Raw genomic sequence first — 25,004 nt, 5'->3', positions numbered from 1 at the left:
TAACTTATCAAGGGCCGTTGCCCTGATATTATGGGCTATTTTTAGCCTATCATGGGTTGTCAGTCCCAATAACAGGCAATAAATCTCTGTGGGTTTATTGTCAATGCCGGCCTTTTGCGACACCCTCTAATATGGAAGGGACTTATGCAAAAATAGATAAAGATAATATTATTGCATTAAATTCTACTAAGGATAGTCATTATCAGGTTGAAGAAGGTCAATATAAGACGGTAAATATTTATAATATTTGCACCGCTAATTTTGCTGAATATGTTACTAAAGAGCTAGAAAGTTACGTTAATAGCGGATCAACTGGGTTATATTATGAGGATATATTTAAACAGTCTTTGCTGAATAATATGGCTGAATTTAAAGCAAGTATTGTTGATCATTCTCAATGGTATGAGGTAGATAATACTTATGATCTTACTATTTGTGACTTTATCTCAAGTAATAATAAATTAGATCTTATTCAAAATAGGCACGGTGGTTACTGGCGTTATCCTATTATTGACTTTGGCTTAATTTATAATTTCAACTTTCCACCTAAGAAATTGAAAGATGAAATAAAGAATAATTTTGATGAAATATTTTTAAATTATCCTGGCGGGAATCGTTTAGTCGAACATGCTTTATCTGAATTTATTGGGATAGAGAGAACGCAATTATGTATTTCGAATGGCGCTGCTGAGATAATTAAACGGCTTCCTGATGTTTATACAGGTAAAGTATTAGTCACGGTACCTTCATTTAATGAATATGCTAATTGCTTTGGTAAAGACAGAACAATATTTAGCTATAGTAAAGAGAGCAGAGATTTTGAGATAGATATTGATGAACTATTAACGTTGGCGAAAGAAGAACAGCCAAATGTGGTAGTGATTGAATCACCAAATAATCCGACAGGTAAACTGACACCTATTGATAGTCTGTTATATTTGGCTGGTGAATTATTGACATTAAATATCCACTTAATTGTTGATGAATCTTTCTTAGATTTCTCTAAAATGCGTGATGACACAATGTTAAAGCATTTAGATAACTATAAGAATTTATCTGTTATTCGAAGCATGAGTAAAACCTTTGGCATTGGTGGTATTCGTATCGGGTATATTGCCACTGCAAATCAGGAATTACTTGGTAAAATAAGAGCGGTATTACCCATTTGGAATATTAATGGTTTTGCTGAAGAGTTTTTATTGAGATTACCTCAATATAGAGAGAGTTATAAATTAAGTTGTGAACAAGTAATTATTGATACGTTAAAATTACAGCAAGAATTAAATTCAATCGAAGGTATTACTGCCTATGAAACGGATTCTAATTTTGTTTACTGTAAATTGCATGTTTCTGATGCAAAAACGATATCACAGTTACTTTTAGATATTCATGGGTTATATGTAAAAGAGTGTTCTGGCAAAGGAAATATAGACTCTGATAAGTATTTGCGTATTTCTTGCCGAACACCAAGCGATAATGAAATTTTAATACGTTCATTGCGTATGGTGATGCAGGGGCTAATTAATATTAGTGATATTAGTGTGGTTAAGGAAATTAACGAGGTTTGCGAATGAGCCATCCAAAAACAGTGGTAATTTGTGGTAAAGGAGAATTGGCAATTTTCATTTGTCAGTATTTCTTAAATCATAAAGAGTATAAAATATCGCACGTGGTGGCAGATAAATTCGAACCTGTAAGCACTGATCAGACATTAATCGAATTCTGTTATCAAAATAATATTTCTGTTATTGAAGATAATAAGGTTGAGAATCTACCCGGCTATGACAGCGGTGATTTCACTTGTGATTTATGCTTTGTCGTGTTTCATAAGCGGATATTACCGTTAAAATTCATTAATTCTTGTAAGAGAATCTTGAATATCCATTTGTCCTATTTGCCTAAATATCGCGGCGTAAGGCCGGTAAACTGGGCTTTGAAAAATGGAGAACAGTCCCACGGTGTGACGATCCATGAAATTAATGAAGGTATTGACGCGGGGCCAATTGTCAATCAGATCTCATTTTCTATTTACCCTGAATTTGAAGAGGTTATTGATACTTATACAAGGGCTATTAACTATTCCAGACAATTATTCCTTGACACAATGCCAATATTGGAAAAAATAACTCCAAGACCTCAGATTGATTCAGAGGCAACAATTTATTATGAAAAGGATAATCATAGTCTGGAAGAAAGGATGACATTTACCAAGCAGGCATCGCTCGAATTGCTTAATAAAGCTTAGATGATAACTGCCCTTAATACTGGAACACTCTATGTACAATCTCATTGCCACAGATCTTGATGGAACGCTTCTTCTTCAAGGAGATACAATTGGTAAGTTTACCCGTAAAGTGCTTACTGATTTATCAAGTATGGGAAAGCAAATTGTATTTGCAACCGGCAGGCATCATGCTGATGTAAATTCCATTATTGGTGATTTTGATATACCTGTGCATTTGATTACTTCGAATGGCGCTAGATTAACCAGTGCTTGTAATAACTTGGATATTAGACAACATTTGCCAAGTCACGTCGTAAAAAGAGTGATTGAGGAAACGCAGGCGGATCAGGATTTAGTGATTAATATGTATTGTGGTTCCCAATGGTTAACCAGTGAGCTACACCATAGTTTCAATGATTTTAATCAGAATGATAATTTTAATCCCGCGGTTAGACAGGCTGGTGAAATGCCTTGTGATGCGGTTGAGAAAATCTTTTTCATTCACAAGATGAGAGATCATGATGCGTTGGTTAAATTAGAACGTCATTTAATTGATCTATTTTCTGATAATGTCAGTGTCGCTTTCTCATTTCCTTGGTGTCTAGAGGTAATGGGTAGTGGTGTTTCGAAGGGGCAGGCTTTAATTCAGTTAGCTGAGTTTCTTGACGTCCCAATCAATCAAACTATTGCGTTTGGCGATGGTATGAATGATGTAGAAATGCTTTCAACCGCCGCTAAAGGGGTCATCATGGGCACGGCACAGGATAGGGTTAAACAAGCGCTTCCGGGTGCCGATATTATTGGTTCTTGTTGCGAAGAGTCTGTCGCTTATTATTTATCTGAACATGTGTGTCAGGTGAAATAAGCTAAGTTTGGCTGAGAGATGTTAATTGCCTGAGACATGAAGAGATTCGATTTGTGTTTCAGGCATTAAGGCATAAACCGATAGCCAATGCCGGTTTCAGTCAGTAAATGTTTTGGTCTGGTTGGGTCGGTTTCTAATTTTTGTCGTAAATGCCCCATATAAATCCGTAAATAATGGTTGTGTTCAACATAATTAGGGCCCCAAACTTGGTTGAGTAATTGGCGTTGGGTGAGTACTTTGCCGCTATTCGCCAATAATTCACCTAATAATCGGAATTCAATCGGGGTGAGATGCAGTTCTTCATCGTTTTTGGTAATTCGGCGGTTAACCAAATCGACAACGACATCAGAAAAATGAACGATCGATTCTTCTTTATTAGTTCTGGCAAAACGACGTAAAGCAACCCGGACTCTTGCCAATAGTTCACTGATGCCAAAGGGTTTACTCAGATAATCATCAGCGCCGGCATCTAATGCCGCAACTTTATCCGCTTCTTTATCACGGGCAGAGAGAACAATAACGGGAGTTGAGCTCCACTGGCGCAGATCACGGATCAAATTAATACCGTCGCCATCCGGCAAGCCCAAATCAAGAATAATTAAGTCAGGCTTACGGGTTCCCGCTTCAATCAGGCCCCATTTCAGCGTATCACTGTCAAATACGCGATAGCCTTCACCTTCCAACGCTAACCGGACAAAGCGTCGGATCTCTTTTTCATCTTCAATAATCAAAATGGTGTTATTGTTGGTAATAATCACATCTCCTCAGTAATAATTTCTGGCGGTTTTTCTAACGGTAGAACAAAGTGAAAACTTGCTCCACCTTTTTCGTTATTGGTCGCCCAAATCTTTCCTTGGTGGATTTCAATAATTGCCCGGCAAATTGCCAATCCAAGGCCCACTCCGGGAATAGCAGACTCTTTACGAGCGCGGGAGAATTTATCGAAAATTAACTGTTCTTGTTCCGGGGGAATGCCTTTACCCGCATCCCAAACTTCAATATGAATCTGATTTTTCTCGGTTGTCGCTTTGATGCCCAGTGGTGTTTGATCATCGGTATATTTGATTGCGTTTTCCAACAGGTTGATAAATACCCGCTCCAGTAAACTGGCATCACAATGCAACAGCAAATCGGATGGCAGGGAAACCGCGACTGGGTGACGGTTGAGCGCATATTCCAGAGAACGTAAGGTACTGCCGACGATCTCTTCCAGCGATTGCCATTCCAGATTGAGCTGAATTCCTCCCGATTGGATACGCGCCATGTCCAGTAAGTTATTAACCAGACGGGAAGTGCTGAGAATTTGTTGGCGGATCTGATTTACCTGTTTGGTATGCGGAGAGCCTTCGGCAGATAAATCTAACATCAGGATTTCCGCTTGTCCGAACAGGACTGTCAGTGGCGTGCGTAAATCATGAGACAGGGCCGCCAGAAGCGAGTTACGTAACTGTTCCCGCTCTGTATCCAGCTTCGCGGATTCTGCCCGGCGTGAGAGTTGCAATCTTTCCAAGGCATTGGCGATGAGGCCGGTAAATGTTTGCAGCAATCGCTGTTGTTCTGGGATCAGTAACTGGCGCAGATAGGATGGCTCAATAGCCAATACAGCCAGTGTCTGAGAAGGTGTAGCAATAGGCTGTAGTTGATAAGGTACGCTAGGTAGCGTATCGGTTCCCGCTCCGGCGGGCAGGTTTTTATCAAAACTCCATTTTGCAATAGCATCATCAATCAACATATGACCGCCATTATTTGTCGTCAATTGATATAAGTCGCCATCGTCGTTGGGTAAAAAGAGGCCGGTTTTAGCCTGAAAACTATTGGTAAGAAAATGGTAGCTGGTGCGGGCAATATCTCCTTCATTCAGCGCTCGGCTCAGTTCACGGGTCATTTCATAGAGATTGCGGGTTCGTTGTTCGCGGTAACGGGCAATTCGCGCCTGATATCTCATTCCCGCTGTGAGGTTTCCAACGACGACGCCCACGATCAGCATGACACTAAAAGTCAGCAGGTACTGCATATCGGTAACAGCAAGGGACCAATGAGGCTGTACAAAGAAGATATCGAAACTAATGACATTAATAAAAGCGGCAAAGATTGAGGGTCGGCGTCCGTAAAATAGCGCAATGATGACGACGCCAAGCAGATAAAGCGTGACAAGATTGGCTTTATCAAGGGTCAGCAAGAATGTTCGGGAGAACAAGGTGATAAGTGTACAGAGCGCAATAGCGATCAGGCAGCCTTGAATTTGTACTCGCCATTTTTCACTCACAGGGCGGTTGTCATGCTCTTTATCCCATTGGCTGCGCTCTTCTAATGCGACAATGACCAGATCCAAATCTGGCCCTAGTTTTCCCAATCGGTCAGCAAAACCAGGACGCCATTGCCAGCCAAACAACTTCTGTTTGGAGGTACAGTGACGGCCTATCAGAATTTTGCCGAGGTTATGTTCTCTGGCGTAACGTAATACCGCTTTTTCTTTGTTTGAATCGGAAAGGGTTGCGGTTTCAGCCCCCAATTCATGCGCTAATCTGAGAGCTTTTAAAATAGTGCGCCGTTTACCTTCGGGTAATTGGTACAGTTTTGGGGTTTCAACATAGATGGCATGCCAGATGCAACCTAATCGGGCCGCAAGGCGAGCGGCAGTGCGGATGAGCTTCTCATTACCTGAGCTATTACCGATGCATAGTAGAAGATTATCACGGGTATGCCAGACCGGTTCAGGCCCTTGTGTGTCGCGGAAAGCACGCATTTGATCATCAACGCGATCAGCCGTCCGGCGTAAAGCGAGTTCCCGTAATGCAATTAAGTTACCTTTGCGGAAAAAGTTTTCGATGGCGCGTTCTGCCTGGCTAGGAATATAGACCTTACCTTCATGGAGCCGCTGGCGCAGATCATCTGGGGGCAGATCAACTAAGACAATTTCATTCGCCTGATCAAAGATATGATCAGGGATAGTTTCCCTGACCCGGATACCCGTAATATCGCCTACAACATCATTGAGGCTTTCCAGATGCTGAACATTGATGGTGGTCAGGACATCTATGCCAGACTCAAGCAACTCTTCAACGTCCTGCCAGCGTTTGGGATGGCGGCTGGTGTGGGGATTACTGAATGCCAACTCATCCATCAAAATGATGGCCGGGTGGCGGGCAATGGCGCCATCGAGATCAAAGGCGGTGGTTCTGCGCCGTCGGTAGTGGATCTGTTTAAGCGGCAGTTGTGGCAGACCATTAAGTAAAGCGGCGGTTCCTTGCCGCTCATGGGTTTCGACTACGCCGATAACCACATCCAGCCCCTGAGAACGCAATCTTTGCGCTTCCTGCAACATGGCGTAGGTTTTTCCCACGCCGGCGCAGGCGCCGAAAAATATTTTTAATTTACCGCGCTGTTTCTCGTTAAGCAGTGTCAGTAATTCATCCGGGTCAGGGCGCTGTGGTTCGTGTTGATCCATGTTCAACCTTACTGTTTTTTCTTGTGCAAATTATCAAGGGCAAGATTAAGTTTTAACACATTAATCACTGGCTCACCGAGGAATTCCGATGGAGGCGGCTCAATATTATCCCTGATTAATTGTTTTACTACTTTAACCGGTAAATGGCGGGCATCAGCGACTCTCTGTGCTTGGAAGTCAGCGGCGGCGGGTGAAATGTGAGGATCGAGGCCGCTACTAGATGCGGTGACCAGATCAACCGGCACAGGCATGTCTGGTTGGCGGTTAAATTGACGCAGTTGCTTAACTCTGCGTTTAATTTCATTATCTAATATCGGGTTGGAGGGCGCTAAATTGCTGCCGCCAGAGGCCAGAGCGTTATAGGGATAATCTACGGTAGCAGAAGGGCGACCCTGAAAGTAGATTGCTTTAGCAAAGGGTTGACCAATTAGTTCAGAGCCAACGGTTTGGCCCTCTTGTTTTACCATAGAGCCTTGTGCTTGATAAGGGAACATCAGTTCTGACAAACCTGTTGCCAGCAATGGATAAGCTACGCCGGTAATCAGTGTCAGAAATATCAACAACACAATAGAAGAACGTAACCAAATCATTTTCATCACCTTTATTTAAGTATCAGCAAAGTGAGCAACATATCTATTAGTTTGATGCCGATGAAAGGCGCTATCAGACCACCCAGACCATAAATCCACAGGTTGCGGCGTAGAAGCGACAAGGCATTCATTGGTCGGTAGCTCACGCCTTTGAGAGCCAATGGGATCAAGAAAACAATAATCAGTGCGTTAAAGATAACGGTCGATAAAACCGCCGAAGTGGGCGAATGCAGACGCATGATATTCAAGACATTTAATTGTGGATAAGTGACGGCAAACGCCGCCGGGATAATGGCGAAATATTTTGCGATATCATTGGCGATACTGAATGTGGTCAAAGAGCCGCGTGTCATCAACATCTGTTTACCAATATGGACAACTTCGATCAGTTTGGTTGGGTTGGAATCCAAATCCACCATATTGCCGGCTTCTTTAGCTGCCTGAGTGCCTGAATTCATGGCAACGGCGACATCGGCCTGAGCAAGTGCCGGGGCATCATTAGTGCCATCGCCTGTCATAGCGACCAGACGGCCTTCGGATTGATATTGGCGGATCAGGGCTAGTTTGGCTTCGGGGGTGGCTTCCGCCAGAAAATCATCTACTCCGGCTTCTGCGGCAATCGCAGCCGCGGTCAGACGGTTATCGCCGGTAATCATAACGGTCTTGATTCCCATACGGCGCATTTCACTGAATCGCTCTTTAATTCCGCCTTTTACGATATCTTTTAGCGCGACAACGCCCAGTACCTGTTGATTTTCTGCGACAACCAGCGGCGTACCTCCTTTACGTGCCACTGTCTGTACCAAAATTTCCACAGCTTCTGGGAATTTTCCGTGATTGACTTCGATATGGCGGCGGATCGCATCGACAGCGCCTTTGCGGATCATGCGGTTTTCCACATTAACGCCACTCATTCGAGTCATGGCGGAGAAAGGCACAAAAGTTGCGTTCAGTGAGCGCAGATCACGTTCACGCAGATTGAATCGCTGTTTTGCCAGAATGACAATGCTGCGGCCTTCTGGTGTTTCATCGGCTAAAGAAGAGAGTTGGGCGGCATCCGCCAACTGCTGTTCTGTTATGCCGGGCACGGGCAGAAACTGAGAGGCTTGGCGATTTCCCAAGGTGATGGTACCGGTTTTATCCAGTAGCAACACATCCACATCACCCGCGGCTTCAACGGCTCGTCCGCTGGTGGCGATAACATTGGCGCCTAACATGCGGCTCATGCCTGCGACGCCAATTGCAGAAAGTAATCCGCCAATGGTGGTAGGAATAAGACAGACTAATAACGCTATCAACACCGTGACAGTGATAGGTTGACCAGATTGGTTAGCTTCCACGCTGAATATTGAAAAGGGTAGCAGGGTGACGCATACCAATAGAAAGATGATTGTCAGAGCCGTCAACAAGATATTCAGTGCGATCTCGTTTGGGGTTTTACGACGTTTAGCCCCTTCCACCATTGAAATCATGCGGTCAAGAAAAGTTTCTCCGGGATTAACTGAACATTCGACCACCAGCCAGTCAGATAGCACATGCGTGCCGCCGGTCACAGAGGAAAAATCACCGCCAGATTCGCGGATAACTGGGGCAGATTCTCCGGTGATTGCGCTTTCGTCAACAGAAGCGCCGCCTTCGATAACTTCACCATCGCAAGGGATGGTTTCACCGGCTTCAATAATGACGATATCCCCTTTACGAAGGCTGTCAGAAGGGACTTTCTCTCTGGCTGCATGATGATTGGATGAGGTGAGTTTGGTTGCCCAACTGGTTTTTCTTACTCCTTTGAGACTGGCGGCTTGAGCTTTGCTTCTCCCTTCTGCCAGCGCTTCGGCAAAGTTGGCGAATAGCACAGTAAACCACAGCCATAACGAGATGCTACCGGTGAACAACGTATTTCCCTTGAATTGACCTGCTAACATGGCAATCCATAAAATGGTGGTTAACCCACTGCCTAGATAGACGACAAACATCACTGGGTTACGCCATTGTGCCGCCGGATGACATTTTTTGACTGAATCAATCAGGGCATTACGAATCAAAGCAGGCTCGAATAATGTCTGTTGCTTGTTGGTCATGGTATTCCTCTCTTTGGCTCTTATCGGGCCATTAGCCAGATTTGTAAATGTTCAATTACCGGGCCAAGGATCAGAGCCGGAATAAAAGTCAAGGCACCGATTAGCATGATGGTCAAAATCAATAGACTGATAAACAGTGTGCTGTAGGTGGGAAGTGTACCGTTGCTGGCAGGCTGGCGTTTTTTTACGACCAAAGAACCGGCAATAGCAAGTACTGGCAGGATCATGCCAAAGCGGCCCAAAAACAGGATGATGGTTAGCAACAGGTTGTAAAACATACTGTTGGCATTGAGGCCGGCGAAAGCACTGCCATTATTGTTGGCAGCGGAGGAGAGGGCATAGAGCGCTTCACTGAAACCATGAGCGCCAGGGTTCAAAATACCGGCACGTCCACTGGCGGTGGAGATGGCAAGCGCTGTACCTAAAAGAGCCAGTGTAGGAGTAACCAAAATCGCCAGCGCCACCATTTTTATCTCGAATACTTCGATTTTTTTACCGAGATATTCAGGGGCGCGACCTATCATTAAACCAGCGATAAAAACGGTCAGCAGAACGAACAGTAACATACCGTATAAACCAGAACCGACGCCGCCAAACACGACTTCGCCAATTTGTATCAACCACATTGGGATCATGCCGCCAAGCGCAGTGAAAGAGTCATGCATAGCATTGACTGCCCCACAGGAAGCGGCGGTTGTGACTACGGCATAAATTGAGGTTGCGAGGATGCCAAAGCGATTCTCTTTACCTTCCATATTGATATTACTGTTGGCGCCTAACAGGCTGAAATGGGGATTCCCTTTCAGTTCGGCATACATGACTCCTACGGTGGCAATGACAAAGATGATACTCATTGCCCACAATAGAGCGTGCCCTTGACGGTTATCGCCAACCACTTGCCCAAAAGCAAAACAGAGTGCGCAAGGGATCAAGAAGATAGAGAGTATCTGAACGAAATTGCTGATGGCGGTTGGATTTTCAAAGGGGTGTGATGAATTAGCATCAAAGAATCCACCACCATTGGTTCCCAATAATTTGATAGCTTCTTGCGAGGCGACGGGACCCATCGGAATTGATTGCTGTTGGCCTTCAATGGTGTGAACTAATTGATACGGCTCGAAATTCTGAATCACTCCCTGACTGACAAAAACGAGCGTGATAATTATAGACAGCGGTAATAGCAGATAAAGTGTGATACGTGTGATATCAACCCAGGCGTTGCCTACGGTTTTGACGCCATGACGGGAAAATGCGCGTATCAGCGCAAATGCCACGGCAATACCGGTCGCCGCAGAAAGAAAGTTCTGCACTGTTAGACCTGTCATCTGGCTAAAGTAGCTGAGGGTGTTTTCTCCACTGTATGACTGCCAATCGGTATTGGTGATAAAGCTGACGGCTGTATTCAGCGCCAGATCCCATTTGAGTCCGGGGAAATGTTCAGGATTAAGGGGGAGGGCGTGCTGTGTGACTAAAAGCGTGAATAGCAGCAGTAGTCCGGTCAGATTAAAGATAATGATAGCTAATGCGTATTGCCGCCAGTTCATCTCTTTGACTGTGCCGCCAGGTTTTTGTAAGCCACAGCAACGCCAAAGGCTTGATTCTGCTTTAGTCAACCCGCGCGGAATATTACCGTCGATCATATTGGCGATAACATGTCCGAGTGGTTTTGCCAGTACCATCAAAATCAGTAAGAAACTGGTAATCAATAAAAAAGCGGCTGCGGCCATTTAAAAATCCTCCGCATGGAGTAACGCATAAATCAGATAAACCAGTAATAGAGCTACTAATAACGCGCCGGAAATGAAGAATATATTCACTGCTTATCTCCCGAAAACTTGGATGGATAAAGATTAGGGAAGGGGATGCAAAGATGCTGATAAAAGAGTGAGTGGATGTGTAAAAAAAGTGTAAAAACGACTAATACAAAGAAGACTTAAATAGAAACCTATCTTGTTTAGAACTATAAAAATAATTCTCTTTTTCAGCAGAAGATACCTTTATAGGAAAGTGAATAGTTAGGGAGTTTAAGTTATTTTAAATTAATGAATAATCCTGAATATAAATGTTCTGATTATTCATATATTATTGATGATGTTGATAAAGTAATTGGATTATTAAAATTTTGTGTATAATATGCATATTTTAATAATTATAACGACTCGTATTGTAAGTTAAATTTATTACGACTTTACAATATAGAAAAAATCATTTTTACTTATTATACTAATCCACCGTTTAGTATTAATGTGATTGTTAGGATTGACAAGAAATACTCCATATGTGAATTGTTTGAAAAATATTTAAATAATGGCTTTTTGTTTCAAAAAGCTATTATTTTTCAATTAATTAAATGCTTTTCTATTTCTTCAAATTTTATATTTGAATTTATTGCTTGATAGAAACCATTTTCAACATGCATTGGCGTAATGATATTGGTATTTTCCAATATTGGTTTATTGTTAAAGAAAACAGATAGTTTTTTCCCTACGTTTTGTTTTATAAAAATATTAAATGGTTCACTACAATGAGAGTTGTTTTTTACTTTGATGAAAATGGAATGGTAATTATTCCCTTTTTCCGGGGTAATTTCCTCTATACATAATGGAGTTAAATGAAAAGTTTTGCCATTTGCTTTATAGTCAATAGAAAAAGCGTGTTTTTTGGAGACACAACCTGAAACATTTATTACTAATGTTAATAATATAACAGTTAATACCTTCATCTTTCCTCCTATTATCTGTCATAGTTAATCCACGAACATTTTGGAAAATAGTATGGCGCAAAGAATAATATCGTTTTTCTGTGCTTATTAAAATGATTATCAATGAAAGTCTTCATATTGGCAATCCTTGCTTTTATCGCTAGCGTCAAACGGATATTTTCAAATGCTTGTATCGTTAATCTGATTTTCACTGACTGTTAATAAAATGTTTGTAATATTACATTTTTATCATATTTTATGTAATAAAATTACATAAAATAGAAAATGTAGCGATAATAACGGCTTAAAAGCGGTCTGATAAGTGGTAAATTTTCATTTTTTACGATAAAATTTTAAACAATTTACATATTGATTATTTTTAAGATTCTGCGGAAAAGTGGGATCATTTTAAGGAGGACTAATATGTCTTCATATCGTGAATATCCTTGGTATCAGGTTCTTTTACGTCGTATCGGCGCTGTCACTTTTGGTATCTTGGCGTTGCCGGTGATGTTGTTTCGTCGTGATCGCGTCCGTTTTTACAGTTATTTGTATCGTATATGGATAAAAACCAGCGATAAACCCGTATGGTTAAAACAGTCAGAGCAGGTTATGACCGTCAGAAACGGCTAACAACTGACAATTAGCAGCAGGTAACGGTATATTACTGTCATACAACTAATACACAGGACGAATATGATGCGTAATATTGAGCTGGAAAATGTGATTAACCAAGAGCTGAATGTTGGTGAGTTTCAGGATTACGCCCCCAATGGTTTACAAGTTGAAGGGCGTACTCATATTCAGCGAGTCGTTACCGGTGTGACCGCTTGTCAGGCTTTATTAGATGAAGCGGTTCGTCATCAGGCTGATGCTATTATCGTTCATCATGGCTATTTTTGGAAAAATGAGCCAACGGTGATTCGTGGTATGAAACGTAATCGTCTGAAAACTCTACTCGGTAATGATATCAATTTATACGGCTATCATCTGCCGCTTGATGCTCATCCATCACTGGGAAATAACGCGCAATTGGCCCGTCTGATTAATGCGAAAGTTGTTGGGTTGATTGAGCCATTCGTACCGCATGGGGAATTTGATCAGCCGATATCACCGGTGGAGTTAGCTTCACGTATTGAACAGGCGCTTGGTCGCAAAGTGTTGCATGTGAGCGATAACGCGCCTAAGGAGATTCGCACGCTTGCCTGGTGCACCGGCGGTGGTCAGAGTTTTATTCAACAGGCGGCTGAATTTGGTGTTGATGCTTTCATTACCGGTGAAGTGTCAGAGCAGACGATTCATATCGCCCGTGAAATGGGGCTGCATTTTTATGCTGCGGGCCACCATGCCACTGAACGTTATGGTATTAAGGCGTTGGGGGAGTGGTTAGCTGATAATCATGGGTTGGATGTCACGTTTATCGATATTCCAAACCCGGCGTGATCACGTTTTTCTAATGCTGACATTGAAATAAGCGAAGCCCACCGCTGGTGGGCTTCAAAGCTTTTGATAAGCTTTTCATAACTAACGTTTTTTTATCAATAACGTTATTCTATCCGATTCATAGAACTGTGAATTTTGATCCTGGTGATCTCGCTACACACGCAAGTAGAGGCTACGTTTGATAATTTAGAGAGTAAGTCGCTTGTACCCACTCTTGGATAACGAGCATACACAAGGAAGGTGATGAGATCAATTTTTACGGTGCTTTAAGCCGTACTGGTATGGCATCAAATTTCACTGAATAATCTTTCCAATTGAATAAAGCCCTAGCTATTAAGCTAGTAAGCTAGCAAAAACTGCGGTAAACCCTTGTATCTTGAAAATTGATTACAACGTCAACATGATTAGATTTGGCACGGTGTGTGCAGACCGATAAACCCTTTCACATCCCAGCTTTGCCACCGCTGAACTGAATGCCTCACGTAACGGGTGTATCATCCGTCCATCAAAGCGCTTTCGACGGGATTTTGTCGTGAATATCAAATGCACAACCCGTTGATATCTTCCTGTCACAGGCTAAAATGAAGGCACTTTCTCAATGAGCGCTGAATATGTTAAGAGCGACCAAAGTCCGCCTCTACCCCACACCCGAACAGGCCGCGTATCTTAACGGCCAGTTCGGTGCGGTCCGTTTTGCGTACAATAAGGCGCTGCACATCAAAAAGCATGCTTATAGACGTCACGGTGTGAGTTTAAATCCGCGCAAAGATCTTAAACCGCTACTGGCGGTCGCGAAGAAATCACGCAAGTACGCCTGGCTCAAGGCATATGACGCCATCGCGTTACAGCAGGCGGTGATCAATCTGAATACCGCGTTTGATAATTTTTTCAATCCGAAGTTGCAAGCCAAATTTCCCACGTTCAAACGCAAACACGGCCGGCAATCCAGCTATCACTGTATTGGGGTGAAAGTGCTGGATGGCGCCGTGAAGATCCCGAAATTGCCACCGATAAAGGCGCGCATACACCGAGAAATTGAAGGGCAAGTGAAGAGCATTACGCTCTCCCGAACAGCTATGGGAAAATATTTCGCCGCTATCCTGTGTGACGATGGTTGGAATGTACCGGAAAAGCCGGGCGTTATCACCCGCGTGACAGGGTGTGATATGGGTTTGTCCCACTATCTTATCCAGTCGGACGGGGAGAAGGTGAATAACCCTCGTCACCTTATCAACGCCGCCCGTAACCTGCGTCGCAAGCAGAAAGCCCTGTCCCGAAAACAGAAAGGCAGCGCCAACCGTCGAAAGGCACGTTTACAGGTCGCCGCGGTACACGAACGGGTAGCCAATGCCCGTGCCGATTTTCAACACAAACTCTCCCGGACAATGGTTGACGAAAACCAAGCGGTCATTGTCGAGACGCTGAAATCGGCCAATATGATGAAGAATCACCACCTTGCTCGGGCTATCGGGGATGCTGGCTGGCATGGCTTCATCAAGAAACTGGAATACAAAGCCGCGGCGGCGGGCGTTCATCTGGTCAAACTGGATCAGTGGTTCGCCAGCTCGAAAACCTGCCATTGCTGCGGCCACAAAGTGCCGGAAATGCCGCTGCATAAGCGGATCTGGCTATGCCCTTGCTGTGGTGTCGAACATGACCGCGATATCAATGCGGCGCTCAACATCCGGTGCAAGGGCACAACAGAATTACAGGCGGCGGGACTCGTCGTTTCTGCCCACGGAGGCCCGCGTAAATCCGTTATATCGACGGTGGCGGCCTGAGAAGTGGGAAGCCTCGCCGTTTGCGGCGTGGAGCAGTCACAGCTTGGCCCTTATCGTAATCTGATTTTTTTATTATTTTTCAAGCTGGCTTTCGAAATCACGTTTTGTGTAGCCGGTATAGAGTTGACGTGGACGAGCAATTTTCACGCCATCATCATGCATTTCATTCCAGTGAGCGATCCAGCCGATAGTACGGGCAATGGCGAAAATAACAGTGAACATGGTGGATGGAATCCCCATTGCTTTCAGGATAATGCCTGAGTAGAAATCTACGTTCGGATACAGTTTCTTCTCAATAAAATAGGGGTCGTGTAGAGCAATACGTTCAAGCTCCATAGCAACTTCCAGCAGGCTGTCATTCAGGCCAAGTTCATCTAGCACTTCATGGCAGGTTTCACGCATGACGGTTGCGCGAGGATCATAGTTTTTGTAAACACGATGACCAAATCCCATCAGACGGAAAGCATCATTCTTATCTTTGGCCCGGTTAATAAATTCAGGAATATGTTCAACTGACTGGATTTCTTCCAGCATACGTAGACAAGCTTCGTTTGCGCCTCCATGAGCAGGTCCCCAGAGAGAAGCGATACCTGCGGCAATACAGGCAAATGGGTTGGCGCCGGAAGAACCCGCGGTACGTACTGTTGAGGTAGACGCATTTTGTTCATGGTCCGCATGCAGGATTAAAATGCGATCCATAGCACGCTCCAGTACAGGGTTCACTTTATATTCTTCGCATGGCGTAGAGAACATCATGTGTAGGAAGTTGCCTGCGTAGGAGAGGTCATTGCGTGGATAAACGAATGGCTGACCAATAGAGTATTTGTAGCACATGGCGGCCACTGTCGGCATTTTTGACAGCAGACGGTATGCGGTAATGTCACGGTGACGTGGATTGTTCACATCCAGAGCGTCATGATAGAAAGCAGCCAGAGCGCCGGTAACGCCGCACAGCACCGCCATCGGGTGCGAATCACGGCGGAAGCCGTTGAACAGACGATGGATCTGTTCATGGATCATGGTGTGACGGGTAATAGTTTGTTTGAATTTATCAAACTGCTCTTGTGTTGGCGTTTCACCATACAGCAGGATATAGCAGACTTCCAAATAAGTAGATTTTGTCGCTAGCTGATCGATAGGGAAACCACGGTGCAGCAATACACCTTCGTTGCCATCAATGTAGGTGATCTTGGATTCGCAAGATGCTGTAGAAGTAAAACCAGGGTCGTAGGTATAGAAACCTTGGGAGCCGAGAGTACGAACGTCGATGACTTTAGACCCAAGGGTCGGTGTTAGCACGTCCAATTCAATAGCAACTGAACCGTTTGGGGTTAGAGTTGCTTTGTTATCTGCCATTACAGTCTCCTTAGCGCTTTCATTTTTATAACTCTTAACAACCACGGCGGAAAGACACCGTATGGAGTCTATCTTATCAGGCTATTTTATCGACCATTCTTTGTCATCAAGAACGGGCTTGGACGGTGCTCTGACAAAAGCGATCACTTTTGAATGCACTTTGGCGTGGCCCGCGCCGGTGAGCGATTTGTGATTGAATCGCCTCTTACAGACTGTGCGCATACTCCGGTTGCGGTGCAATCTGTGTTCCCAATTTATTGACAAGATGGCCTACACTCATGATGCCTGGTGGAATAGGTTCTTATACTGCGTCCCCTGACACTGTACTACCGGGGAAAAGCTGAAATCAGGCCAATATCACATTTAAGGCTGAAATCTCACCCCGGACGACAATGGTTTTCGGGTTGTTAGCGAATTTTTGAGAGTTATGTTTTATGCATTGACTACAAAAATGATTATGATTCGTGCGGACTACACAGTTACATAACTTTAGCTTTTCTTGAGGTCTTTCCTCTTACCAAAAATCAATCTCAAAAGTGTTTTCAACCATATATGTAAGATAAATGTTTAAAGTTTGTCAAACAAGATAATTAATTTTGTGCAATATGTTTGAATCGTGATCTTAATCACTGTTCAGTGGAAATGTAGCTAATCATATTGTGTTGGAATTGTAATAATAATGTGAAGCACATATACTGCCGCCAGGTCTCCGGATTACCCTGCTGTAGGAGCACCCAGCGTAACTAAATCACAACACTCTTTAACATGAAGGATTTATCGTTTGGTTAAATGTTGTGTCTTTGTATCCTCTTATCGCTGTCTGATTTCCGCCCAGGTCCGGAGGAAGGAAAATAATAAAAGAGCTGTGTGGGCAAAATTGTGAAAAAACAAAGACCTGTCAACCTTGATTTGCAGACGATACACTTTCCAGTCTCTGCAATAGCCTCGATCTTGCACCGTGTCTCTGGCGTCATTACTTTCGTAGCAGTAGGAATTCTCCTCTGGTTGTTAGGAATGTCTCTCTCCTCGCAAGAAGGGTTTCAGCAAGCCGCCGATATTATGACGGGATTTTTCGCCAAGTTTATTGTGTGGGGCATTCTGACCGCACTGGCTTACCATATCTGTGGTGGTATCCGTCATATGCTGATGGATTTCGGCTACTTGGAAGAAAACTTAGCGGTCGGTAGTCTCTCTGCCAAAGCGGCGATCGGGATTGCTGTTATTCTGTCGATTCTGGCTGGAGTATTGGTATGGTAAGTAACGCATCTGCATTGGGTCGCACGGGTATCCATGATTGGCTATTATTGCGCGCGTCCGCAATGATTATTGTTTTATATGTTCTTTATATGCTGGGCTTTGTCGTTACAACGTCGGATATCACTTATGAAGTCTGGCGGGGTTTCTTCGCCTCATCCATCACTAAAGTCTTCACTGTGCTGGCCCTGTTTTCCATTCTGGCTCACGCTTGGATTGGTATGTGGCAAGTACTAACTGACTATGTAAAGTCGCTGGCGCTGCGTTTAATGCTGCAATTGGCGATTATCGTCGCGCTGATGTCTTACTTGATTTACGGAACAATTGTGGTGTGGGGTGTATAGATGAAACTGCCAGTAAGAGAGTTTGATGCAGTCGTTATTGGCGCGGGTGGCGCTGGCATGCGCGCCGCGCTACAAATTTCACAAATGGGATTATCCTGTGCTTTGATTTCCAAAGTATTCCCAACCCGTTCTCATACTGTATCCGCGCAGGGGGGGATCACCGTTGCGTTGGGTAACTCCCATGACGATAACTGGGAGTGGCATATGTATGACACGGTGAAAGGCTCCGACTATATCGGTGATCAGGATGCGATTGAGTACATGTGTAAGACCGGGCCGGAGGCGATTCTGGAGCTGGAGCACATGGGGTTGCCATTTTCGCGTTTGGATGACGGTCGCATTTATCAACGTCCATTCGGCGGCCAGTCAAAAAACTTTGGTGGTGAACAGGCGGCACGTACAGCCGCGGCGGCAGACCGTACCGGTCATGCCCTGTTGCATACGCTGTATCAGCAGAACTTAAAAAATCACACCACTATTTTTTCTGAATGGTATTCGTTGGATCTGGTTAAAAATCAGGATGGCAGCATTGTTGGTTGCACGGCTATCTGTATTGAAACCGGTGAAGTGGTTTATTTCAAAGCGAAAGCGACTATTCTGGCAACGGGTGGCGCCGGTCGTATTTATCAATCAACCACTAACGCTCACATTAACACCGGTGATGGTGTAGGTATGGCGCTGCGTGCGGGTGTACCTGTACAGGATATGGAAATGTGGCAATTCCACCCAACCGGTATCGCGGGGGCAGGTGTTCTGGTAACGGAAGGCTGTCGTGGCGAAGGTGGTTATTTGTTGAATAAAGATGGTGAGCGCTTTATGGAGCGTTATGCGCCAAATGCTAAAGATTTGGCTGGTCGTGATGTCGTGGCGCGTTCCATCATGATCGAAATCCGCGAAGGCCGTGGTTGTGATGGTCCTTGGGGGCCTCATGCTAAGCTGAAACTGGATCATTTGGGTAAAGAAGTGCTGGAGTCTCGTCTGCCGGGTATTCTTGAATTATCCCGTACTTTCGCCCACGTTGATCCGGTAAAAGAACCGATCCCGGTTATTCCAACTTGCCACTATATGATGGGAGGTATCCCAACTAAAGTGACCGGTCAGGCACTGGCGGTTAATGAAAAAGGTGAAGATGTCGTTATTCCGGGCCTGTTTGCTGTCGGTGAAATTGCCTGTGTATCGGTTCACGGCGCAAACCGTCTGGGAGGTAACTCTCTGCTGGATTTGGTGGTGTTTGGCCGTTCTGCCGGTTTGCACCTGAAAGAGTCGCTGATGGAGCAAGGCGCTAGCCGCGAAGCCAGCGAATCTGACATCGAAGTATCCCTGCAACGTCTGAATCGTTGGAATAGTACCCGTACTGGTGAAGACCCGGTTAAAATTCGTAAAGATTTGCAAGCGTGTATGCAGAATAACTTCTCGGTATTCCGTGAAGGCGATGCAATGGCGAAAGGGCTGGAAGAACTTAAAGTTATTCGTGAACGCCTGAAAAGCGCCCGTTTGGATGATACTTCCTCAGAGTTTAATACCCAACGTATTGAATGTCTGGAGCTTGATAACCTGATGGAAACGGCATTTTCCACGGCTGTCGCTGCTAATTTCCGTACTGAGAGTCGTGGTGCTCATAGTCGTTTCGACTATCCGGATCGTGATGATGCGAACTGGCTATGCCATACCCTCTATCTACCGCAAACTGAGACCATGACTCGTCGTAATGTCAACATGCAGCCAAAACTGCGTGAAGCATTCCCGCCGAAAGCGCGTACTTACTAATGAGTTGCTGATGATCCAGTTGCGGAGGAATAGATTATGAAACTTGAATTTTCGATTTATCGTTACAACCCGGATGTTGACAGCGCTCCTCGTATGCAGGATTACACGCTGGAAGCAGAAGAAGGGCGTGACATGATGTTGCTGGATGCGTTAATCCAGCTTAAAGAGCAGGACCCAACACTCTCTTTCCGTCGTTCTTGCCGTGAAGGTGTTTGTGGTTCTGATGGCCTCAACATGAATGGTAAAAATGGCCTGGCCTGCATTACGCCTGTTTCGGCTTTGCGGCGTGGCGGCAAGAAAATTGTTATCCGTCCGTTGCCAGGTTTGCCGGTCGTCCGTGACCTGGTTGTAGATATGGGGCAATTCTATGCGCAATATGAGAAGATTCGCCCATATTTGCTGAATGACGGTAAAAATCCACCGGCGCGTGAACATTTACAATCACCGGCACAAAGGGAAAAACTCGATGGTCTGTACGAATGTATCCTGTGTGCATGTTGTTCAACTTCCTGTCCGTCATTCTGGTGGAACCCTGATAAATTTATCGGGCCTGCGGGTTTACTGGCCGCATATCGCTTCCTGATTGACAGCCGTGATACTGAAACGGCTTCACGATTAGACAAGCTGAATGATGCTTTTAGTGTTTTCCGTTGCCATAGCATCATGAATTGTGTCAGTGTGTGCCCTAAGGGGTTGAATCCAACAAAAGCTATTGGCCATATTAAGTCTATGTTACTGAAACATAGTGCATAATAGGTCCGCCCTCCGCGAAATTTTTTTGTGGAGGGCACAAAGAATTGAAGAGTATGAGTTGCCAACTGCTAATGATGACAAAAGCTTGAGGAGAGGAACCTTTAAAAACGGTTGGGCGTTTTTTAAAGGTTCCTTGAAGGGTTCCGAAACCCAAAAGAGAACATGCATAAAGCACGTCCAAATGAACCTTTTATCGATACCGTATTTAAACGGTAATAGTTAACCACGGCGAAAACTAAAGCTTTTAAAGCTTAAGGGATCACAATGCAGAACGGCGCAATGAAGGACTGGCTGGATTCAAGCTTCCTGGCTGGTTCAAACCAGTCTTACATAGAGCAGATCTATGAAGACTATATAACCGATCCAAACTCCGTTGATGCAAGTTGGAGAGAGATTTTCCAACAATTGCCGAATGCGGGACTCAACGGTGAACAACTCCACTCGCAGACGCGTGATTACTTCCGCCGTCTTGCGAAAGATACTACGCGTTATCACTCCTCTGTCAGCGATCCAGCAATGGATGCAAAACAAGTTAAAGTTTTGCAGCTCATCAACGCATTCCGCTTCCGCGGTCATCAAAATGCGAACCTTGACCCGTTGGGATTATGGAAACAGGATAGTGTTCCTGATTTAGATCCTGCTTTCCATAATCTGACGGAAGCTGATTTTGAAGAAACATTTAACGTAGGTTCTTTTGCAGTCGGCAAAGAGACGATGAAATTGGCTGATTTGTATGAAGCGCTGAAACGCACTTATTGCGGTTCTATTGGCGCTGAATACATGCACATCACCAATACGGAAGAAAAACGTTGGATTCAGCAGCGTCTGGAATCTGTTACTGTCAGTTCTCAGTTTAGTGTAGAAGAAAAGCGGCGTTTTCTGGCGGAACTGACGGCAGCGGAGGGTTTGGAACGTTATCTGGGAGCTAAGTTTCCGGGAGCGAAACGTTTCTCTCTTGAAGGTGGTGATGCGCTGATCCCAATGTTGAAGGATCTTATCCGTCATGCGGGTAAACATGACACACGAGAAGTTGTGCTGGGAATGGCTCACCGTGGTCGCCTCAACGTCTTGGTTAATATTTTAGGTAAAAAACCGGCTGATCTGTTTGATGAATTTGCCGGTAAGCATAAAGAGCACCTTGGTACCGGTGACGTGAAATATCATCAAGGTTTCTCGTCTGATTTTGCCACCGAGGGCGCTCAGGTTCATTTGGCATTAGCCTTTAACCCATCTCACCTTGAGATTGTCAGTCCTGTCGTTATTGGTTCAGTACGTGCCCGCCGTGATCGTCTGGATGAAGGTCTCAGTAATATGGTGTTGCCAATCACTATCCACGGTGACGCCGCTGTTACCGGTCAGGGAGTGGTGCAAGAGACTCTGAACATGTCTCAGGCTCGTGGTTATGAGGTAGGCGGTACAATTCGTATTGTCATCAATAACCAGATCGGTTTCACAACCTCTAACCCGAAAGATGCCCGTTCAACACAATACTGTACCGATATTATCAAAATGGTACAGGCGCCGATTTTCCACGTTAATGCAGACGATCCAGAAGCGGTGGCATTTGTCACCCGTTTAGCACTGGATTTCCGTAATACCTTCAAACGTGATGTGATGATCGATCTGGTCTGTTACCGCCGTCATGGTCACAACGAAGCTGATGAGCCAAGTGCGACTCAGCCAATGATGTATCAGAAAATTAAGAAACATCCAACGCCACGTAAAATCTATGGTGACAAGCTGGCGGCTGAGAACTTGATATCAGTCGATGATGTGACCGAGATGGTTAACCTGTATCGTGATGCCCTTGACCGCGGTGATTGTGTCGTTGATGAGTGGCGCTCAATGGGGCTGCACTCATTTACTTGGGAGCCTTATCTGAATCACGAATGGGATGAAGAGTACCCACATAAAGTTGATATTAAGCGTTTGCAAGATCTGGGTAGGCGCATCAGTTCTGTCCCGGAAGAAGTGACAATGCACTCCCGCGTAGCGAAAATTTATAATGACCGCGCAGAGATGGCGAGCGGCGATAAATTGTTCGATTGGGGTGGGGCGGAAAATTTAGCCTACGCGACTTTAGTGGATGAAGGGATTTCGGTGCGTTTGTCTGGTGAAGATGCTGGTCGTGGTACCTTCTTCCATCGTCATGCTGTTATCCACAATCAGTCTAACGGCTCTGTTTATGTTCCTTTGGCGAACGTTCATAACGGTCAGGGAGCATTCAATGTTTGGGATTCAGTCCTGTCCGAAGAAGCGGTGTTGGCATTTGAGTATGGTTATGCAACAACAGAACCTCGTGCTCTGACAATCTGGGAAGCTCAGTTCGGTGATTTTGCCAACGGCGCACAGGTTGTTATTGACCAATTCATCAGCTCTGGCGAGCAGAAATGGGGCCGTATGTGCGGCTTGGTTATGCTGCTGCCTCATGGTTATGAAGGGCAGGGGCCTGAACACTCCTCCGCCCGTTTGGAGCGTTATCTGCAACTGTGCGCAGAACAGAACATGCAGGTTTGCGTACCATCAACGCCAGCTCAGGTCTATCATATGCTTCGCCGTCAGGCTTTGCGCGGTATGCGCCGTCCATTGGTCGTGATGTCGCCAAAATCACTGTTGCGCCATCCATTGGCTGTTTCTAGCTTGGATGAACTGGCTAACGGTAAATTCCAGACAGTTATTGGTGAAACTGACGCTCTCGATTCGAAAGGCGTTAAACGAGTTGTACTTTGTTCAGGTAAAGTCTACTACGACCTGTTGGAACAACGTCGTAAAAATGAACAAACTGATGTCGCTATCGTGCGTATTGAGCAACTATATCCATTCCCTCATCAGGATGTTCAGTCGACACTGGAACAGTATGCTCATGTACATGATTTTGTCTGGTGCCAGGAAGAGCCATTAAATCAGGGGGCCTGGTATTGCAGTCAGCACAACTTCCGTGAAGTGATCCCGTTCGGGGCTTCTTTACGTTATGCAGGTCGTCCTGCGTCTGCTTCCCCGGCAGTTGGATATACGTCAGTTCACCAGCAACAACAACAAGAGCTGGTTAATGACGCACTGAACGTTGAATAAATAAAGGATATAAAATGAGTAGCGTAGATATTCTGGTTCCGGATCTGCCTGAGTCTGTTGCTGATGCCACTGTGGCAGTTTGGCACAAAAAAGAGGGTGACCGTGTTGAACGTGATGAAGTGCTGGTTGAAATCGAAACAGATAAAGTTGTGCTGGAAGTGCCCGCCAGCGAGGCGGGTATTTTAGAAGCCATTTTAGAACAGAAAGACGCCACTGTTCTGTCCCGTCAGCTTCTTGGTCGTATCCGTTTGGGCGATAGCACCGGCAAGCCGGCGGAAATAAAAGAGAAAACAGAAGCGACTTTGGCGAAACGCCAGACGGCGGGTTTAGAAGAAGAGAGCAATGATGCGCTCAGCCCGGCGGTTCGCCGTTTGATTGCAGAGCATGATCTTGATGCTAAAGCGATTAAAGGCAGTGGTGTTGGTGGACGCATTGTCCGTGAAGACGTGGAAAAATACATGGCTGATAACGAAAAAGTGGCTAGCAAGTCCGCAGAAGCCCCTGTTTCTGCCCAGGATTCTCTGTTGCCGCACCGTAGTGAAAAACGTGTTCCAATGACTCGCCTGCGTAAGCGCGTGGCTGAACGCCTGCTGGAAGCGAAAAACAACACCGCGATGTTGACAACATTTAACGAAGTTAACATGAAGCCCATTCAAGACATGCGTAAACAGTACGGCGAGGCGTTTGAAAAACGTCACGGCGTGCGTCTGGGTTTTATGTCTTTCTATGTGAAAGCCGTGGTTGAAGCACTGAAACGCTATCCAGAAGTGAATGCTTCTATTGATGGCGCTGATGTGGTTTACCACAACTATTTCGATATCAGTATTGCGGTGTCGACACCGCGTGGTCTGGTAACGCCAGTACTGCGTGATGCCGATGCACTGAGCATGGCTGATCTCGAAAAACGCATTAAAGAGCTGGCTATCAAAGGCCGCGACGGCAAATTGACCGTTGAAGAGCTGACGGGTGGTAACTTTACCATTACTAATGGCGGTGTATTCGGCTCCTTAATGTCTACGCCAATCATTAACCCGCCACAGAGTGCGATTCTTGGCATGCATGCCATCAAAGATCGCCCAATGGCGGTTAATGGTCAGGTGGAGATCCTTCCAATGATGTACTTGGCATTGTCTTATGACCACCGTCTGATCGATGGACGTGAGTCTGTAGGCTTCCTGGTGACCATCAAAGAAATGCTGGAAGATCCTGCACGTTTGCTGCTGGACGTATAGCAACATAATCAGGGCGGATACGCGCTAATATCTGCCCAGTCTGAAGTAAACAAATGTATATGTACAGCCAGTCTTTTCTTTGGACTGGCTATATCC

20 protein-coding genes and 1 pseudogene are annotated in these 25,004 nt (G+C 45.0%); 12 read left to right on the top strand and 9 right to left on the bottom strand.

Annotation, left to right across the window (positions count from 1 at the left end; genetic code table 11):
- The first annotated feature begins 131 nt into the window (after window positions 1–131).
- Genes EAE92_RS20645 through EAE92_RS20635 form a run of 3 tightly spaced genes read left to right on the top strand, consistent with a single transcriptional unit; the run spans window position 132 to window position 3,089 of the window.
- Complete coding sequence (locus EAE92_RS20645; protein ID WP_214069426.1) at window positions 132–1,574, top strand: aminotransferase class I/II-fold pyridoxal phosphate-dependent enzyme; 1,443 nt, start codon at window positions 132–134, stop codon at window positions 1,572–1,574.
- A gap of 38 nt (window positions 1,575–1,612) precedes the next feature.
- A complete protein-coding gene (locus EAE92_RS20640) occupies window positions 1,613–2,245 on the top strand; it encodes a formyl transferase (RefSeq protein WP_214069425.1) in 633 nt (210 codons plus the stop codon).
- 31 nt (window positions 2,246–2,276) lie between these two features.
- Window positions 2,277–3,089, top strand: a complete 813-nt coding sequence (locus EAE92_RS20635; RefSeq protein ID WP_105394993.1) for a Cof-type HAD-IIB family hydrolase — start codon at window positions 2,277–2,279, stop codon at window positions 3,087–3,089.
- Window positions 3,090–3,154: 65 nt separating this feature from the next.
- Here the strand turns inward: EAE92_RS20635 and kdpE are convergent, their stop codons facing one another.
- From kdpE to EAE92_RS20600, 7 genes are all read right to left on the bottom strand, one after another.
- On the bottom strand, window positions 3,155–3,847 hold the full coding sequence (kdpE, locus tag EAE92_RS20630) for a two-component system response regulator KdpE (RefSeq protein WP_214069424.1): 693 nt from the start codon (window positions 3,845–3,847) through the stop codon (window positions 3,155–3,157).
- Window positions 3,844–6,537 (bottom strand): two-component system sensor histidine kinase KdpD, encoded by a 2,694-nt coding sequence (gene kdpD / locus EAE92_RS20625; protein WP_214069423.1) that lies wholly within the window; start codon window positions 6,535–6,537, stop codon window positions 3,844–3,846. The genes kdpE and kdpD overlap by 4 nt, the downstream gene beginning before the upstream one ends.
- A gap of 8 nt (window positions 6,538–6,545) precedes the next feature.
- Entirely contained in the window at window positions 6,546–7,127 is a 582-nt protein-coding gene (gene kdpC / locus EAE92_RS20620; RefSeq protein ID WP_214069422.1) for a potassium-transporting ATPase subunit KdpC, read from the bottom strand.
- An 11-nt stretch (window positions 7,128–7,138) separates the two neighbouring features.
- Complete coding sequence (gene kdpB / locus EAE92_RS20615; protein WP_214069421.1) at window positions 7,139–9,205, bottom strand: potassium-transporting ATPase subunit KdpB; 2,067 nt, start codon at window positions 9,203–9,205, stop codon at window positions 7,139–7,141.
- A gap of 20 nt (window positions 9,206–9,225) precedes the next feature.
- Entirely contained in the window at window positions 9,226–10,932 is a 1,707-nt protein-coding gene (gene kdpA, locus EAE92_RS20610; RefSeq protein WP_214069420.1) for a potassium-transporting ATPase subunit KdpA, read from the bottom strand.
- Window positions 10,933–11,022 carry a K(+)-transporting ATPase subunit F gene (kdpF, locus tag EAE92_RS24785; protein ID WP_113043623.1) on the bottom strand — a complete coding sequence of 30 codons (90 nt, stop codon included), beginning with the start codon at window positions 11,020–11,022 and terminating at the stop codon, window positions 10,933–10,935.
- Window positions 11,023–11,543: 521 nt separating this feature from the next.
- Window positions 11,544–11,927: a hypothetical protein gene (locus tag EAE92_RS20600; RefSeq protein ID WP_214069419.1), complete on the bottom strand. Its 384-nt coding sequence runs from the start codon at window positions 11,925–11,927 to the stop codon at window positions 11,544–11,546.
- 402 nt (window positions 11,928–12,329) lie between these two features.
- On the opposite strand from EAE92_RS20600, the gene EAE92_RS20595 reads away from it, so the two are divergent.
- Together EAE92_RS20595 and EAE92_RS20590 are read left to right on the top strand one after the other, a co-directional pair.
- Window positions 12,330–12,539 carry a YbfA family protein gene (locus tag EAE92_RS20595; protein ID WP_065390558.1) on the top strand — a complete coding sequence of 70 codons (210 nt, stop codon included), beginning with the start codon at window positions 12,330–12,332 and terminating at the stop codon, window positions 12,537–12,539.
- Window positions 12,540–12,605: 66 nt separating this feature from the next.
- A complete protein-coding gene (locus EAE92_RS20590; RefSeq protein ID WP_214069428.1) occupies window positions 12,606–13,349 on the top strand; it encodes a type 2 GTP cyclohydrolase I in 744 nt (247 codons plus the stop codon).
- A 441-nt stretch (window positions 13,350–13,790) separates the two neighbouring features.
- On the opposite strand, the pseudogene EAE92_RS25475 reads toward EAE92_RS20590, so the two are convergent.
- Window positions 13,791–13,901: pseudogene (locus tag EAE92_RS25475) on the bottom strand (IS200/IS605 family transposase); the annotation flags it as partial.
- Window positions 13,902–13,960: 59 nt separating this feature from the next.
- On the opposite strand from EAE92_RS25475, the gene EAE92_RS20585 reads away from it, so the two are divergent.
- Window positions 13,961–15,130 (top strand): RNA-guided endonuclease InsQ/TnpB family protein, encoded by a 1,170-nt coding sequence (locus tag EAE92_RS20585; RefSeq protein WP_214069418.1) that lies wholly within the window; start codon window positions 13,961–13,963, stop codon window positions 15,128–15,130.
- Between the two features lie 72 nt (window positions 15,131–15,202).
- On the opposite strand, the gene EAE92_RS20580 is transcribed toward EAE92_RS20585, so the two are convergent.
- The gene (locus tag EAE92_RS20580; protein WP_214069417.1) at window positions 15,203–16,486 is read right to left on the bottom strand and encodes a citrate synthase; all 1,284 of its coding nucleotides are present in this window, start codon (window positions 16,484–16,486) and stop codon (window positions 15,203–15,205) included.
- 867 nt (window positions 16,487–17,353) lie between these two features.
- On the opposite strand from EAE92_RS20580, the gene sdhC reads away from it, so the two are divergent.
- The 6 genes from sdhC (at window position 17,354) to odhB (ending at window position 24,908) form a co-directional block, all read left to right on the top strand.
- Window positions 17,354–17,743, top strand: coding sequence for a succinate dehydrogenase cytochrome b556 subunit (sdhC, locus tag EAE92_RS20575; RefSeq protein ID WP_214069416.1), 390 nt, complete (start codon window positions 17,354–17,356; stop codon window positions 17,741–17,743).
- Window positions 17,737–18,084 carry a succinate dehydrogenase membrane anchor subunit gene (gene sdhD / locus EAE92_RS20570; RefSeq protein WP_214069415.1) on the top strand — a complete coding sequence of 116 codons (348 nt, stop codon included), beginning with the start codon at window positions 17,737–17,739 and terminating at the stop codon, window positions 18,082–18,084. The genes sdhC and sdhD overlap by 7 nt, the downstream gene beginning before the upstream one ends.
- Window positions 18,085–19,851, top strand: a complete 1,767-nt coding sequence (gene sdhA, locus EAE92_RS20565) for a succinate dehydrogenase flavoprotein subunit (protein WP_214069414.1) — start codon at window positions 18,085–18,087, stop codon at window positions 19,849–19,851.
- Window positions 19,852–19,887: 36 nt separating this feature from the next.
- Window positions 19,888–20,604, top strand: a complete 717-nt coding sequence (locus EAE92_RS20560) for a succinate dehydrogenase iron-sulfur subunit (protein WP_065390554.1) — start codon at window positions 19,888–19,890, stop codon at window positions 20,602–20,604.
- A gap of 264 nt (window positions 20,605–20,868) precedes the next feature.
- Window positions 20,869–23,676 (top strand): 2-oxoglutarate dehydrogenase E1 component, encoded by a 2,808-nt coding sequence (gene sucA, locus EAE92_RS20555; RefSeq protein ID WP_214069413.1) that lies wholly within the window; start codon window positions 20,869–20,871, stop codon window positions 23,674–23,676.
- Between the two features lie 14 nt (window positions 23,677–23,690).
- Entirely contained in the window at window positions 23,691–24,908 is a 1,218-nt protein-coding gene (gene odhB / locus EAE92_RS20550) for a 2-oxoglutarate dehydrogenase complex dihydrolipoyllysine-residue succinyltransferase (protein WP_214069412.1), read from the top strand.
- Window positions 24,909–25,004 lie beyond the last annotated feature (96 nt).

Source organism: Photorhabdus hainanensis, assembly GCF_018448965.1.
Taxonomy (GTDB): Bacteria; Pseudomonadota; Gammaproteobacteria; order Enterobacterales; family Enterobacteriaceae; genus Photorhabdus; species Photorhabdus akhurstii.
This window is presented reverse-complemented; position numbering and strand designations above follow the sequence as displayed.